At 74.5% G+C, this 15,108-nt stretch carries 12 protein-coding genes; 2 read left to right on the forward strand and 10 right to left on the reverse strand.

All coding sequences use genetic code 11. From position 1 onward, the window contains the following. Nucleotides 1–129 precede the first annotated feature (129 nt). Nucleotides 130–801: a DUF4389 domain-containing protein gene (locus ABD353_RS05375; protein ID WP_344622302.1), complete on the reverse strand. Its 672-nt coding sequence runs from the start codon at nucleotides 799–801 to the stop codon at nucleotides 130–132. A 480-nt stretch (nucleotides 802–1,281) separates the two neighbouring features. Here ABD353_RS05375 and ABD353_RS05380 point away from each other — a divergent pair, with 480 nt between their 5' ends. Both ABD353_RS05380 and ABD353_RS05385 read left to right on the forward strand, forming a co-directional pair. Then, on the forward strand, nucleotides 1,282–2,142 hold the full coding sequence (locus ABD353_RS05380) for a universal stress protein (RefSeq protein WP_344622303.1): 861 nt from the start codon (nucleotides 1,282–1,284) through the stop codon (nucleotides 2,140–2,142). 547 nt (nucleotides 2,143–2,689) lie between these two features. Then, nucleotides 2,690–3,226 carry a flavodoxin family protein gene (locus ABD353_RS05385; RefSeq protein WP_344622304.1) on the forward strand — a complete coding sequence of 179 codons (537 nt, stop codon included), beginning with the start codon at nucleotides 2,690–2,692 and terminating at the stop codon, nucleotides 3,224–3,226. Between the two features lie 97 nt (nucleotides 3,227–3,323). Here ABD353_RS05385 and ABD353_RS05390 read toward each other — a convergent pair whose 3' ends face one another. From ABD353_RS05390 to ABD353_RS05430, 9 genes are all read right to left on the reverse strand, one after another. Next, nucleotides 3,324–3,566, reverse strand: coding sequence for an acyl carrier protein (locus ABD353_RS05390; protein ID WP_344622305.1), 243 nt, complete (start codon nucleotides 3,564–3,566; stop codon nucleotides 3,324–3,326). Next, entirely contained in the window at nucleotides 3,563–4,990 is a 1,428-nt protein-coding gene (locus ABD353_RS05395; RefSeq protein ID WP_344622306.1) for a 2-oxo acid dehydrogenase subunit E2, read from the reverse strand. Before ABD353_RS05395 ends, ABD353_RS05390 begins: the two co-directional genes overlap by 4 nt. Before the next feature lies 1 nt (nucleotide 4,991). Then, nucleotides 4,992–5,987 carry an alpha-ketoacid dehydrogenase subunit beta gene (locus ABD353_RS05400; RefSeq protein ID WP_344622307.1) on the reverse strand — a complete coding sequence of 332 codons (996 nt, stop codon included), beginning with the start codon at nucleotides 5,985–5,987 and terminating at the stop codon, nucleotides 4,992–4,994. Beyond that, the gene (pdhA, locus tag ABD353_RS05405) at nucleotides 5,984–7,003 is read right to left on the reverse strand and encodes a pyruvate dehydrogenase (acetyl-transferring) E1 component subunit alpha (RefSeq protein ID WP_344622308.1); all 1,020 of its coding nucleotides are present in this window, start codon (nucleotides 7,001–7,003) and stop codon (nucleotides 5,984–5,986) included. Before pdhA ends, ABD353_RS05400 begins: the two co-directional genes overlap by 4 nt. Next, nucleotides 7,000–8,778: an acetate--CoA ligase gene (acsA, locus tag ABD353_RS05410; protein WP_344622309.1), complete on the reverse strand. Its 1,779-nt coding sequence runs from the start codon at nucleotides 8,776–8,778 to the stop codon at nucleotides 7,000–7,002. Before acsA ends, pdhA begins: the two co-directional genes overlap by 4 nt. Before the next feature lie 136 nt (nucleotides 8,779–8,914). Next, on the reverse strand, nucleotides 8,915–10,129 hold the full coding sequence (locus ABD353_RS05415) for a PP2C family protein-serine/threonine phosphatase (protein WP_344622310.1): 1,215 nt from the start codon (nucleotides 10,127–10,129) through the stop codon (nucleotides 8,915–8,917). Then, the gene (locus ABD353_RS05420) at nucleotides 10,126–10,587 is read right to left on the reverse strand and encodes a universal stress protein (protein WP_344622311.1); all 462 of its coding nucleotides are present in this window, start codon (nucleotides 10,585–10,587) and stop codon (nucleotides 10,126–10,128) included. The genes ABD353_RS05415 and ABD353_RS05420 overlap by 4 nt, the downstream gene beginning before the upstream one ends. 272 nt (nucleotides 10,588–10,859) lie before the next feature. Next, on the reverse strand, nucleotides 10,860–12,143 hold the full coding sequence (locus ABD353_RS05425; RefSeq protein ID WP_344622312.1) for a DnaJ C-terminal domain-containing protein: 1,284 nt from the start codon (nucleotides 12,141–12,143) through the stop codon (nucleotides 10,860–10,862). 73 nt (nucleotides 12,144–12,216) lie between these two features. Continuing rightward, nucleotides 12,217–14,778 (reverse strand): cation-translocating P-type ATPase, encoded by a 2,562-nt coding sequence (locus ABD353_RS05430; RefSeq protein ID WP_344622313.1) that lies wholly within the window; start codon nucleotides 14,776–14,778, stop codon nucleotides 12,217–12,219. Nucleotides 14,779–15,108 lie beyond the last annotated feature (330 nt).

A 15,108-nucleotide genomic window follows, 5' to 3' on the forward strand; every position in this document is an offset into this window, starting at 1 on the left:
GACCGCGAAGCACGCAGCCGCATCCCGGGCCGGATCGTCGTGCCCTGCTTGTCAGCCGCGGCCGGCAGTGCCGCCCGGGTCACCGAGCGCCGTCCGCGACCCGCCGTCGTGCGCGGTTCGCGGGTCGGGTCACCGACCCGGTGCAGGCATCGGTTCGCCGACCAGGTCGGTGGCGCCCTGGTCGAGGCGGAAGGGCGGGTACACGTCGGTCATCAGCGCCGCGTACGCGACGACGCGGAAGACCCAGCGGTTCAGCCCGACGATCAGGTCGAAGATGCCCGCCGGATAACGGGCGGTGAAGGCCAGCGACACACCGGCGAAGAGGGCGAGCAGACCGATCAGACCGCCGCCGCCCCTGTCCCCCGCGCCGCCGAGGAAGAAGCCGAGGACGGCGTAGTGCGGGATCGCCAGCAGCCACCACTTGACCAGCACCAGCCCTCGGGACAGCCGTTCCGGGCGGGCGACGGCGAGTGTGGCGGGGTAGTCGGGCTCCTCCCCGAGGCTGAACGGCGGGTAGCGGTCGGTGCCGAGGCCGCCGTAGGAGTAGTACGAGACCCGCCATGTCCAGCGCAGCACCCCGAGGTTGAAGTCGAAGATCCACCGCGGATAGGCGCCCGTGAAGAGGACCGCGAAGAACACGACCACCGTCAGCAGGAAGAAGGCCGCCCAGAGGAAGCAGAGGACGATCCAGTGGGGTATCGCCAGAAGCCACTTGATCAGCCAGAGCCAGCGTGAGACCGGTAGGTCCAATCTGGCTTCGAGCCGTACGGGAGTCGCCTTTACGCCGGTCACGGCGATCACCTCCTGGAAGGTCGGCGCAAGGCCGGGCGTTTCGGTACGGCCGGGACCCGCCGTACCTGCGACACGCTCCGGACACCCCCATGGTCGAACGGCCGCGACGGCCGGCGGCAGGGCCGACCGGCCCCGACCCGAGGGCCGCGGGGCCGGGATCGGCCCGCAGGGGGACGTCGCCGTCCGTGGTGCGGTGCGTGGCCGCGCACCGTCTCTGCCGGAGCCCGACAGCGTCCCGGTCCGGTCGTGAACGGCCGGCCACCGCCGCGGTGCGGCAATGAATGCGGCCCCGTCGACCTCGCCACGGCCCGCCGCCCCGCCTGCCGGATCGCCCGCGGGACCGAAGCGGAGCCGCAGGTCCGGCCGGCTCGTGGCGGAGTGGTCGGATGCACCCGGCCCACCCGACAGGGACCGCTCGGCCCTGCCCACGGCGGCACCTCGGCCCTTACGGTTCCCATGGGGCGGGAAACGACTCGGGTTGGAGGAGCAATGACCGGCTCTCGGCAGTCCCGCCCGGTCGTCGTCGGCGTGGACCACAGGGACGGCGCTCAGCCGGCCCTGGTCTGGGCGGCCGACGAAGCCGAGCGTCGCGGAGTGCAGCTGCGGCTGGCGCACGCCACCGCACCGAGCCACCACAGACCGCACCGTGCCGTTGGCTCGGGGCGCCGGAAGGCCGGGCGTCGGGTGCTCGAGGAGGCCGCCGCCCTCGTCTCGGACGGGCACCCCGACCTCGACCTCGTGACCGTGCTTGCCGAAGGTCCCCCGGCCCAGGTGCTGTGCCACGAGTCGCACGACGCGTGCCTGATCGTCCTCGGCTCGCGGCGGCTGAGCCGTCTGGAGGAGTTCCTCAGTACGAACTCGGTCGCCGTCCCGGTCAGTTCCCAGGCAGCCTGCCCGGTGGTCGTGGTGCTGGAGCCCGAGAACAGCACCGAACAACCGCCGTACCTCGTCGCCGGTGTCGACGGCAGCCCGGCCTCCCGCGCCGCTCTGGCGTACGCCTTCGCTGCCGCCGCGGCCCGCGGCGCGGACCTGCGGACGCTCTGGGTGTGGCAGCCGTCGCTGCTGGAGTCCACGGACGAAGTCGTCGTGCTCCAGAAGTGCCGTCGGCTGCTTCACGATGCGGTGGCCGAGCAGGCGGAGAACTTCCCGGACACCACCGTGACCCGCCAGGTCGTACGCGGCCATCCGGTGGAAGAACTGGCCGAGGCCTCCGAGAAGGCGCTGGCGCTCGTCGTCGGACGGCGCGGCCGCGGCGGGTTCACCGGGATGCGGCTCGGCTCCGTCCCCCACGGCCTGCTGCACCGCGCCCACTGCCCGGTCACCACCGTGCCCGCTCCCGACACCGAATGAGCCCCGGCGCCGGCCGATCCGGCGGACGCGACGTCCGTGCGGATGCGACGTCCGGGACCGGCCGATGGTTCTTCCGCGCCGGCGAGGGGCCGATCTCCCCGTCCCCGGGCCTGCGCCGGGACGATGGGGCCGGTCGGCGCCGGAGGGGGTCGGGCGACGGACGACGAATGGATCAGGGCAGGGCTGCACGGCGCGGACGCCACGTCGCCCGGTCTCCGCGGCTGACTTCCGTCGGTCCGCGGCGGGTCGTGCGTCCCTGCGCGGACGGGCGGACGGCTGCCGACCCGCGCGAGCCCGTCGGCACGGTGACGGACACGGCCGCTCCCCTCGGTCCGGCCCGTCGACCCACGCGTCCGGCCACGACGACCCGGCCGGCCCGCCGCATCAGGTCCGGCCGGCCCTTCCGGCCGCCGGCTCCCGGGTTGAGCATGGCGGTGGGTGGTCAAGCCCTGTCGCACCGGAGGCCGCCGTGTTCATGAGTACTGCGGACGGCACCCGGGCGGCACCGCGCTCCGCACATCCGGACGCACAGCGAGGTGACCGAGCCATGCAGGCAGTGATCGTCTACGAGAGCATGTACGGCAACACCCGGCAGATCGCCGAGGCCATCGCCGAGGGCGTCCACGAGGCCGCGCCGGACGCGCAGGTCAGTTGCCTGCCGGTCGGCGGGGCGACCGCCGACGTCACCCGGTCGGCCGACCTTCTGGTGGTCGGCGGCCCCACCCACATGCACGGAATGTCCTCCGGTCTCAGTCGCGGCCTGGCCCGCGGCACGAAGGCGCAGAAGGCGGCACGGGAGAGCGGGGCGCTGGTGGCCGGCGACGAGCCGGACGAGAACCCGGGCCTGCGGACCTGGTTCCACCACCTGCCGGACACCGAGAACGGCACGCACGCCGCCGCGTTCGACACCCGCGCCGACTCCCGCATGAGCGGCGGCGCGGCGGACGGGATCGCCCGGCGGCTGGCCCACCACCACTACGACGTGCTGGCCGAGCCCGAGGGGTTCATCGTCGAGGACGCCGAAGGCCCGCTGCGGGCCGGGGAACTCGACCGGGCCAGGACCTGGGGGGCCGGGCTGGTCTGATCCCACCCGCCGGGGGCGCTCCGTCCCGACCGTCCGCCGCTCCGGGATTTCCCGGTCCGGGCACCCGACCGCACCACTTCGAGCACCGCAGGCCCGTTCAGGTGCGTTCGGCCAGGAGGGCGGCGCTCCCGGCGAGCGTGGCCATGCGCGGGTAGTCGTCCTCGTCGATCCGGCAGCCCGCTCGCGCGGACAGCCGTTCCACCAGCGTCAGGAAGTCCATGGAGTCGAGTTCGAGTTCCTGCCTGAGGTCGGCCTGCGCGTCCGTCTCGGTGAAGTCGGCGTCGGGCACGATGTCGAGGAGCACCTCCTTGACGAGTTCCTCGGCCTGGTCCTGGTTCACAGTTCCTCCGGTTGCTGGAGCAGTCGGTCGAGCGCCGACAGGTAGCGGGCGCCGGTGGCGCCGTCGCTGGCCCGGTGGTCGGCCGACAGGGTGGCGGTGACCACGGGCCGGACCCCGAGCATGCCGTCCGCGGCCCAGGGGCGCTCGACGACCTTGCCCAGGCCGACCAGGGCGACCTGGGGCGGATAGATCACCCCGAACACCGCCTCCACCCCCTGATCACCGAGGCTGGTCACGGTGATCGACGGGTCGGACGTCTCGGACCGGCGCAGTCGGCCGGCCCTGGCGCGTGCGACCAGGTCGCGCAGGCGTGCCATGAGCTCGGGCAGCGGCAGATCGGCGGCGTCGCGGATGGCGGGCGCGATCAGCCCGCCGCCGCGCAGGGCGACGGCAACGCCGAGGTGGACGGCGGGTGCGGGGGTGAATCCGTCGGTCCACCAGCCGTTGAGCTGTGGTACCTCGCGGGCGGCGAGCGCCGCGGCCTTGAGCATCAGGGCGGCCGGCACCAGCCGTTCGGAGACCGGCAGTTGCCGGTTCCGCTCGCGCAGCCACCGCACGGCGGCCGCGAGGTCGACCGTGGTCGACAGGTAGTAGTGGGGGATCTCCCGCTTGGAGCGGTCCATCAGGGCGCCGACGGCCTGCCGCATCGCCTCGGCCCGTGCGCCGGCCGTCCGTGCCGACTCGGGAGCCGTCCGCGGCGATTCGGCGCCCGCCCGCGCTCCCTCCGTCTCCGCCGGGCGCAGCGCGGCGCGGACGTCGGCCGCGCGGACGGCTCCGTCGGCACCGCTCCCCCGTACCAGGGCCAGGTCCAGCCCCGCCTCCTCGGCGATCCGCCGGGCCATCGGTGTGGCCCGGATCCGCGCACCGGCCGCTTCCACCGCGGTGGGCGGGCCCGGCTCCGACGGGCCTTGGTCGCGGGAACGGGTTCTCGACGGGCCTGCGGCCGCCGGTTCTGCCGGGTGCTCGGCGGACGCGTGTGGTGCGGCTTCCACGTCCGCCCTGGTGATCCGCCCGCCGGGCCCCGTCCCGTGGACGTCGGCCAGGTCGACACCGCCCGCCTCGGCCAGCCGTCGGACCAACGGGGTGGCGACCGGCTGCGCGTGCTGTTCCGCCGGCCGCTCGTCCGCCACGGCGGACGGCGCCCCGGCCGGCGTACCCGTGCCCGTGCCCGTACCCGAGTCCGTGCCGGTGTCCGCGGCGATGACGGCCAGCGGCGCGCCGACCGGCACCACGGTCCCGGGTTCGACCAGGAGCTCTTCGACGGTGCCGGTCTCGAAGCACTCCACTTCGATGGCGGCCTTGGCGGTGTCCACCACGGCCACGATGTCACCGCGGTCGACCCTGTCCCCGGGGCGGACGAGCCATTCCAGGAGGGTGCCCTCGGTCATGTCGGCCCCCAGGGAGGGCATGGTGAACTCGGCCATGTCAGCCGACCGCCCGTCGGACGGCCGCCATGACGTCCGCGGTCTGGGGCAGTGCCGCCTCCTCCAGCTGGTGGGCGTAGGGCACCGGGACCTCGGCCGCGCAGACCCGCTCGACCGGTGCGTCCAGGTCGTAGAAGGCCTGCTCGGTGATCCTGGCCGCGATCTCGGCGGAGAGGCCGCCGGTCCGCCAGCCCTCGTCGACGACCACGGCCCGGTGCGTCCGGCGGACGGAGCCCATGACGGTGTCGTCGTCCAGCGGCCGGAGCGTGCGCAGGTCGACGACCTCGGCGTCCGTCCCGTCCTCGGCGAGCCGCTCGGCAGCATCCAGCGCCTTGCCGAGGGAACCCCCGTACGTGACGAGGCTGACGGCCGTGCCGGGGCGCCGGACGGCCGCCGTTGCCAGGTCAACCGGTCCGCCGTCGGGATCCGGGGAGCCGGAGGCGTTGTAGAGCGAGCCGTGTTCGAAGATCACCACGGGGTCGGGGTCGGCCAGTGCCGGTGCCAGCATGTGGCGGGCGTCGGCGACCGTCGCGGGGGCGAGGACGCGGATGCCGGGGATGTGCGCGTACCAGCCCTCCAGGCTGTGAGAGTGCTGGGCGGCGAGCTGGCGTCCGGCACCGGTGGTCATGCGGATCACCAGGGGCACGGCCACCTGGCCTCCGGACATGTGGAGCAGCGTGGCGGCGTTGTTGAGGATCTGGTCCAGAGCCAGCAGGCTGAAGTTGACGGTCATGATCTCGACGATCGGACGCATCCCCGCGATGGCGGCGCCGATGCCCGCGCCGACGAACGCGGACTCCGACAGCGGCGTGTCCCGGATGCGGTCCGGTCCGAACTCGTCGAGCAGGCCCAGGCTCACGCCGAACGCGCCGCCGTAGCGTCCGACGTCCTCGCCCATGAGGAAGACCCGGTCGTCGGCGGCCAGCGCCTCGCGCATGGCCTCGCGGAGCGCCTCACGGTACGTGACGCCCTTGGCGGCGGTCCCGGCCGGTGTCACGGCGCCTCCCGGTGGCTGTGCACGAAGCGCAGGAGGTCCTCCACCGGTTCCGGGGCGCCTTCGCGGGCCTTTTCCAGGGCCCGGTCGAGTTCGTCGGCGACGCCTTTCTCGAGGAGTGCGAGCGCGTCGTCGTCGTAGCCGTCCTCGGTCTGCATCCGGCGGACGAGGGCGGTGATCGGGTCGCGGTGCTTCCACCGTTCGACCTCGGCCTTGTCACGGTAGAGGTCGGGGTCGTACATCGAGTGGGCGCGGAAGCGGTAGGTGCGCAGTTCGAGGAAGCAGGGGCCGTGGCCCTCGCGGACGAGCGCGGCCGCCCGGCGCGTCGCCCGCTCGACGGCGAGGACGTCCATGCCGTCCACCGCCCAGGCGACCATGCCGTAGGAGGCGGCGCGGGCGGCGAGGTCGATCTGGGCGTGTTCCCTGGCCAGCGGGGTGCCCATGGCATAGAGGTTGTTCTCGCAGACGAGCAGCAGGGGCAGCTCCCACAGGGCGGCCAGGTTGGCGGTCTCGTGGAACTCGCCCTCGGCGAAGGCGCCGTCTCCGAAGAGGCAGCAGGCCAGTTGCCCGTCGTGGCGGAGCCGGTCGGCGAGGGCCAGCCCGGCCGCCACCGGCAGGCCGCCGGCGACGATGCCGTGGCCTCCGTAGAACCGCCGGCCGGTGTCGAACAGGTGCATCGACCCGCCCCGCCCCCGGCTGCACCCGGTGATCCTGCCGAGCATCTCGGCGAGCACGGCCTCGGCCGGAATGCCGCGCGCCAGGGCGTGGCCGTGCTCCCGGTAGGTGGTCACCACGGCGTCGTCCTGCGTCAGAGCGCCGAGGACGCCGACGGAGACGGCCTCCTCGCCGATGCACAGGTGGACGAACCCGCGGATCTCCCCAGCGCTGTACAGCTCCACGCAGAGCTCTTCGAAGCGGCGGATCCGCACCATCTCGCGCAGCAGCTCGTGCCGGTGCCCGGTCCGCTCACCGGCGTGATCCGCGGAGCGGCGGGCGTGCGCGCGTTTGCGGGCGGTCATCGCGTCTCCTCCAGGGTGGAGAGGTCGCCCTCCGGGAGGCCGAGTTCACGGGCCCGCAGGAGCCGACGCATCACCTTCCCGCTGCGGGTCTTCGGCAGGTGCTGGTCGAAGGCGATCTCGCGCGGGGCGATGGCGGGGCCGAGCCGCCGCCGGGCGAAGGCCGTGATGTCGCGGACGAGCGGGGTTCCCGGCTCGAATCCCGGCTTGAGCGAGACGAAGGCCTTCACGACCTCCCCCGCGACCGGGTCGGGGCGCCCGATCACTCCGGCCTCGGCCACGGCCGGGTGTTCCATCAGCGTGCTCTCGACCTCGAAGGGCCCGATGAGATGGCCCGCGGACTTGATGACGTCGTCGGCCCGGCCGACGAACCAGTACCAGCCGTCGCTGTCCCGCCGGGCCACGTCGCCGGTGAGGTACCAGCCGTCGGCGAAGCAGGCCCGGTAGCGGTCGTCGGCGTTCAGGTAGCCGCGGAACATCGACGGCCACCCGGGGCGCAGCGCGAGCTCGCCCTCGCCGCCCGGCTCCTGCAGGACGGTCACCCGACCGTTCCGTACGACCGCCCGGCCGTCGGGCCCGCGTTCCAGCACCCCCGCCTCGACGCCCGGGAGCGGCCGTCCCATCGACCCGGGCCGTACCTCGCCGCCCGCAACGTTGGCGATCATGATGCAGCCGGTCTCGGTCTGCCACCAGTTGTCGTGGATGGGCATGCCGAGGATCTCCTCTCCCCAGCGGACGGCCTCGGGATTGAGCGGCTCGCCCACGCTCGCGATGAAGCGCAGCGCCGACAGGTCGAAGGAGCGCGGGAGTTCGGGCGGGGCTCCGCGGGGTGAGACCCGCATCAGCATCCGGATGGCCGTGGGCGCGGTGTACCAGACGTTCACCCGCTCGCGGGAGAGGATGCCGTACCAGCGCCGGGCCTCGTACTCGCCGGCGTCGACGACGGCGGTGACCCCGTGGGTGAGCGGGGCGATGATCCCGTAGGACGTACCGGTGACCCACCCGGGGTCGGCGGTGCACCAGAACACGTCGTCCGGTCGGAGGTCGAGGGCGAGCGCGGCCGTGGCGTGGTGGGCGACCACGGCTTCGTGGACGTGGACGGCGCCCTTGGGCGTGCCGGTGGTCCCGCTGGTGAAGTGGAGCAGCGCCATGTCCTGCGGGTCGGTGTCCGGGATGGTGAAGTCGTCGGATGCGTCGGCCGTCAGCGCGTCGAAGGGAAGGGTGCCCGGGAAGGCCTCGGTGGTCGGGCCGACGATCAGGACGTGTTCGAGGCGCGGCAGGTGTTCCCGACGGCCGGCCACCTTGCGGCGGTAGAGGTCCCCGGTGGTGACCAGCACCCGCACGTCGCCCAGCCGCAGCCGCTCCTCGACCGGCACCGGCCCGAAGGCGGGGAACAGCGGGCAGAACACCGAGGTGTTCTTCAGCGTGCCGAGCACCGACGCGTACAGCTCGGGGCAGCGGTGGAGCAGCGAGGCGACCCGGTCGCCGGGACCGACTCCGAGTGCCTGCAGTCCGCCGGCGAACCGGTTGCTGAGCCGGGCGAGTCGGCCGTAGGTGATCTCGGTGACGGTGCCGTCGGCGGCGATGCAGCGCAGTGCCGGCCTGTCTCCCCGGCCGGCGGCGACATGCCGGTCGACGGCCTCGTGAGCGATGTTCAGTCCACGTCCGCCGGGCAGACCGTCGAGCCGCTCCCGGGCGCGGCGCCAGTGGTCCGCGCGTACCTCCGGGGTGCCGGCAGCGGCTGCGTCCGTGGCCCGTTCCGGGCCGTCAGAGTGCATGTTCGCTCCTCCCGACCAAGGCCCTCCCCGTCCGGTCCGGACGGGGGCTCCACGTAGTGTCCGGACCCGCACTTCCATCGTGCGATGAACGGGCAGCCGTCGCGCGACGGACTCGCGGCCCGCGCACGGGAGCGGTTCACAGCCGGGCGACGACGAGCACCGTGTCGTCGGTGGCGCCGCCGGGTGGCAGCAGGTCGGCCAGCACGCTGTCGGCCAGGGCGTCGGGCGGGTCCGTCGCGCGGGCGGCCAGGGCGCGGGCGAGACGGTCGAGACCGACGTCGATGTCCTCGCGGCGCCGCTCGACCAGACCGTCGGTGTACAGGACGAGGGTGTCGCCCTCCTCGAAGGCCACGGTGGCCTGGGGGCGCGACACGTGTTCCGGCCGGGCACCGAGCGGCGGGTCGGTGGCCCGGTCGAGGAACTCGAAGGCGCCGTCGGCGTGCAGCAGCACCGGCGGCAGGTGGCCCGCGCTGCTGTAGGTGATCGTTCCGACGTCGTGGTCGATGAAGGCGGTGGCGGCCGTGGTGTTCTCCGCGCCGTCGACGGAGCGGGAGTAGAGGCCGAGTACCTCCAGCGACTGGGCCGGGCCCTCGGTGACCCGTGATGCGGCGCTGAGGGCGCTGCGGAGCTGGCCCATGACACCGGCCGCGGAGAGCCCGTGTCCGACGACGTCGCCGACGGCGACCGCCGTCCGGTGCCGGGGCAGGGCAACGAGGTCGTACCAGTCGCCGCACACGTTCAACGTGCCGACGGCCGGCCGGTACCGCACGGCCGCTCGCAGCTGTTCGAGCGGTGCGGGAGCCGGCAGCATCGCCGCCTGCAGGGCGAGGGCGACCTCGCGTTCGCGGGCGTGGGCCTCGCGCAGGCGCTCGTTCACCTCCTGCAGTTCGCGCGCCCTCGTGTAGAGCTCGGCCTCGAGGACGCGGGCACGGCTCCCTTCGGGCAGGCCGTGGGCCGCGATGAGCTCGGTGATCTCCTCGACCCGGTGCACCAGGAGCACCACCCTGCCGTCGGGCCCGAGCACCGGGGCGTTGACGGGGCTCCAGTAGCGTTCCTGCCACTCGCCCGGCCGGTCGAGGCTCTCGACGTCGTACCGCTGCATCGCCATGCTGTCGCGTTCGCCGGTCTCCAGGACCCTGCGCAGGGACGCCCCCAGGTTGCGGGCACCGCTGGCCTCGGGGTCGTTCGGGTTGTCCGGGAACACGTCGAACAGGTACCGGCCGACGAGTTGGTCTCGCGTCCGCCCGGAGAGCTGAAGGAACTCCTCGTTCGCGTCCGCGTACACCAGGTCCGGGGTGAGCAGGGCGACCATGCCCGGCAGGGCGCGGAAGACCGCCGCGTAGTCGATCACCTGTCCTTCGCCGGCTCTCGGTCGGAGGGATCGCGGACGACGACCACGGGGCAGCGGCCGTGGTGCACGCAGTGCTGACCGACGGAGCCCAGCAACGCCTCGGCGAAGCCGCCGTGGCCGCGGTTGCCGACGACCAGGAGGTCGGCTCCGTCGGCGGCGTTCAGCAGGGCGGCGGCGGGGTGGCCCTGCACGACGAGCTGTCGGACCTGACCGTCGCCGCCGGTGACCTTGCCGACGGCCTCGGCCAGGCAGCGACGCGCATCGCCCTCCAGGTCGACGCCCTCCAGGATCGGCGACGGCCAGCCGTAGCTGGTGGGATAGTCCCAAGCGATCAGCGCGTCGACCGTGCCGCCGACCAGGCCGGCCTGGCGGACGGCCCAGCGCAGGGCCTCCTCAGCGGCCGGCGAGCCGTCCACGCCGACCACGATCCGCGGCGCCCTGCCGGTTCCGTCGTCCACTCCGCACCTCCGTGTTCACCCGTGTTCGCGGCCGCCGTCCGCGGGCCGCACCAGGTCGCCCGTCGGGCTCCACCGGTGGCGGAGCGGTCCGGACGCGGGCCGCACCTCCCGGCCGCACCGCCACCGTCCGCCGGTCCGGCGGCGCAGGCCGTCTTCCACGCTACGCACACCGGCGGCCCCGCTCCTCGCCGGAGGCTCCGCCATCCGGACCATGCGGCCCGGCAGCACCACCCGCGCGGGCGGTCGATCCGGCCGACCGGTTCGAGAACGCCTCACGTCCCGCCGTGCGGTCCACCGCCCCGTCGCCTCCACCACCGGTGCCACCAGTGGTGCCGGACGGTCCGGTCCGCACCGGGCGGCTCCGGAATCAGGGTGCCGGTCTCCGTCTGCGAGGGCACGCCACGGGTGGCGGGCGGGTGCGGAGCGTGGAGGGCGGCCAGTCTGCGGTAGAGCTCCTGCTCCTCCTCGCCGGGGTGTTCCGGTATGCGGACCGCGACCGATACCCGGAGGCTGCCGCGGCCCCGGCCGTCGGCGCGCGGCAGGCCCAGGCCGGGCAGGTCGAGCACGGCCCCCGGCTGGGTACCGGGCGGAACGGTGAGCGGGACGGGGCCGTCCGGCCCGGGGACGGTCGGCGTCGCGCCGAGAACGGCCTGGTACACGGGGATCTCCAGCCGGTGCCACAGGTCCGCCCCCTGGCGGGTGAAGCGCGGATCGGCTGCGGTCCGCACGGTCACGTACACGTCGCCCGGCCGCCCCCGCGGGCCCGGCGGCGGCATGCCCCTGCCGGGCAGCCGGAAGATCGTGCCCTCCGCGATGCCGGCCGGGATCCGGAAGCTGACCGGGTCGTCGACGACCGCCCTCCCGGAACCGGCGCAGCTGCTGCAGGGGTCCCGGACCACGGTGCCGCGGCCGCCGCACGTCCGGCAGGTCGTCACCTGCTGCAGGACGGTGCTGCCGCGGCGGCGCTCGGTGGCCTGCTGACCGCTGCCGCGGCAGCGGGGGCACTGCTGCGGGACACCGTCGGCGGCACCCGTCCCGCCACAGTCCGGGCAGGCGGCAGGACGGCGGACGGTCACCGCCCCGGTGGATCCGGTCATCACGGCCGAGAGCGGCACGGTCAGTTCGAGTTCGATGTCCGCGCCCCGTTCGGGGGCAGGTCCGGCGCCGCCCGGCGGCGCCCCGAACGGGCCGTCGAACAGGTTGCCGAAGAAGCCGCCGCCCCGGCCGAAGGCCCGGCCCCCGCCGCCGCCGCTGCCCCCGAACACGTCACCGCCGAACACGTCGCCGAGGTCGAGCCCCGCCAGCAGGTCCTCGACCGACACCGTCGTCGGCCGCGCCGCGCCCCGCTCGTCGTACTCGGCCCGCCGCTCCGGGTCCGACAGCACGCCGTATGCCTCGGCGACCTCCTTGAACCGGTCCTGCGCGCCCGGTTCGGTGCTGAGGTCGGGGTGGTAGCGGCGGGCGAGCTCCCGGAAGGCCCGCTTCAGCGTCTTCGGGTCGGCATCGCGGGGCACGCCGAGGATGTCGTAGTAGTCCCTGCCACCGGTCGTCGCCATGGTTCCAGCCTCGCTCCCCCGTCGTTGGGCCGTGAGGGCCGACCGGCCCATCCGGCCCGGCGGGCGGACCCCCTCACCGGGCGCGGGCCGCCGACGCCCCGCTACCCCGCCGTGTGGTCGGATCGAACCGGGCGGCGGTGAAGGCCACCAGGCCCGCGACGGCGGCCGCACCGAGGCCGGGCCACGAGACGGGCGCCGTTCCCAGGACGTCCTGCAGGGCCGGCAGGTACAAGGCCGCGAGACCGAGCAGGGCCGAGGCGGCGACGGCCAGCGGCAGGAAGGGATTGGCCCGGGTGAACAGCCGCTCCCGCAGGCCGAGGACCACCCCGAGCTGCGCGGCGAGCAGGGTCAGGAAGAGGAGGCTCTGCCACGCACCGCCGTGGTCCTGCGACCAGACCCCGACCGCGAGGCTGAGCGCCGTCACCAGGACGCCGAGGCGCAGCACGCCCTGCCACAGCCCGGCGCCCAGGACGTGCTCGCCCGGGGGCCTCGGCGGGCGGCTCATGGTCCGCGCGGCGACCGGCTCGGCGCCCACGGCCACACCGGTCAGGCCGTGGGTCAGCAGGTTGATCCAGAGGATCTGGCCGGCCCGCAGCGGCAGCGGGAGTCCCACGGCGGGGCCGAGCAGCATGACGAGGATCTCGGCCGCGCCGCCCGACATCGCGAACAGCAGGAAGCGGCGGATGTTGTCGTAGACCCGGCGGCCCTCCTCGATCGCGGAGACCACGGTGGCCAGTTCGTCGTCCGCCAGCACCAGGTCCGCGGCCTGCCGTGCCACCTCGCTGCCGCGGCGGCCCATGGCGACGCCGATGTCCGCCTGTTGCAGGGCCGGGCCGTCGTTGACGCCGTCGCCGGTCATCGCCGTGACGGCGCCGTTCTCGCGCCAGGCGTCGACGATGTCGAGCTTCTGCTGCGGGTCGGTGCGGGCGAAGACGCGGACCGCGGTGAGGTCGGGGTGGACACCGGCGGCGAGGTCGGCGCCGGTGACGACGTCCGCCGCGCCACCCGGCTCGGGGGAGGTCAGTCCGACGCGCGCGGCGAGCGCCCGGGCGGTGGCCGGATGGTCTCCGGTGATGAGTACGGGGGTGATGCCGGCCCGGCGGCAGGCCCTGATCGTGGCGGCGGCGGCCGGCTTGGGCGGGTCGCTGAGCGCGGCGAGCCCCAGCAGGTGCAGTCCCGCCTCGGTGGCGGTCTCCGTGCCCTCGCGCGTGGCGGCGGCCACGGCGAGCACCCGGTACCCGTCGGCGGCAAGCCGGGCGGCCGCGCCGCGGGCCCGGTCGAGGAGGTCCGGGCCGTCCAGGAGGACGTCGGGTGTCAACACGGCTTCGGGGGCGCCCTTCAGGCACACCTCCACCCCGCCGTCCGGCGCCCGGTGGACGGTGGTCATCCGTTTGCGGACGCTGTCGAAGGGGAGTTCGCCGATCCTGGGGCGCTCCACCGCGAGTTCCGCGAGGTCGAGTCCGGCCTTGGTGGCCGCGGCCAGGAGGGCGGCCTCGGTCGGGTCGCCGAGGGCGGTCCACTCGGAGGCACCGTCGGCGGGCGCCTGCAGGGAGGCGTCGTTGCACAGGGCGGCGGCTCTCAGCAGGGCCACCGCCCTGTCCTGGCCCCGGGGGCCGGTCACCCGGATCCCGCCCGTGGGCCGGTAGCCCGTCCCGGTGATCGTCGCCGCCCATCCCGGGCCCCACAACCGCTCGACGACCATGCGGCCCTCCGTCAGGGTGCCGGTCTTGTCCGTCGCGAGGACGGTGACCGAGCCGAGGGTCTCGACGGCGGGAAGCCTGCGGACGACGGCGTGCCGGGCGGCCATCCGGCGCGCGCCGATGGCCAGCGCCAGGGTGACGACGGCCGGCAGCGATTCGGGAACGGCGGCGACCGCCAGGCTGATCGCGGTGACGGCCATCGTCTCCAGGCCCTGGCCGCGCACCAGGCCCACCGCGAACACCACGGCGCAGAGGACCAGTGTCACGGCCGCGAGCACCCGGCCCAACCCGGCCAGCCTGCGCTGCAGCGGTGTGCGCTGCGGACGCGGATGCAGCGAGGCGGCGATCCGGCCGAGGGTGCTGTCCGCGCCGGTGGCGGTGACGGTGGCGACGGCCCGGCCGCGGACCACCACCGTTCCGGCGCTGAGGCCGGGATCGTGTGTCACGTCCTTGTCCACGGGCACGGACTCGCCGGTCAGGACGGACTCGTCCAGCAGCAGTGCGGAGGACTCGGCGACCACGGCGTCCGCGGGGACGACGTCCCCCTCCCCCAGCAGGACGACGTCCCCCGGAACGATTCCGGTCGAAGCGGCCTCGCGCTCGACGCCGTCCCTGAGCACGCGCGTTCTCGGTGTGCAGAGTGCCGACAGCGCGGCGACCGCACGGTCGGCACGGACCTCCTGGGCCACGCCGACGGCCGTGTTGACCACGACGACCAGTCCGATCACGACCGAATCCGCATGATCGCCCGTGGCCAGCGTCAGCGCCGCCGCGGCCAGCAGGACGAGGACGAGCGGATCACGCAGCTGGGCGGCGACCCGGAACCACAACGGAGTGCCCGCCGGGGGCGCGACCTCGTTCGGGCCGTGCCGGGCCAGCAGCTCGTCGGCCTGTTCGGTGGTCAGGCCTCGGCTGTGCCCGACGGCTGCTGTCACTGGTCCACCTCCTGCGCGGTCGCATCGGCGTGCCGGTGACTGCGGACAGGCCAGGCACGTCCGCTCGGCACCTGGCACCACCGTGCTCGGCCGCCTCGGCCGCCGTGGCCGCCGTGGCGTGGGCCGCCGGGAAGGTTCGTGCCGGCCCGCAACCGATCGACGGTTCCCATGGTGGTACCGGTGATCGCACCCCGACAGGGCCGGGCGGACCCTGCCGGGGCGGCAACCGTCCCACCAGGCCGCGCCCTCCGCCGGCGAGGGCGTCCCGGACCGGACCTCGACCACCGCTGCGACGGCGTGCTCCACTTCGCGTGCGGGTCGGCCACCCAC

Origin of the sequence: Kitasatospora arboriphila, assembly GCF_039528095.1 — a bacterium.
Taxonomy (GTDB): Bacteria; Actinomycetota; Actinomycetes; order Streptomycetales; family Streptomycetaceae; genus Kitasatospora; species Kitasatospora arboriphila.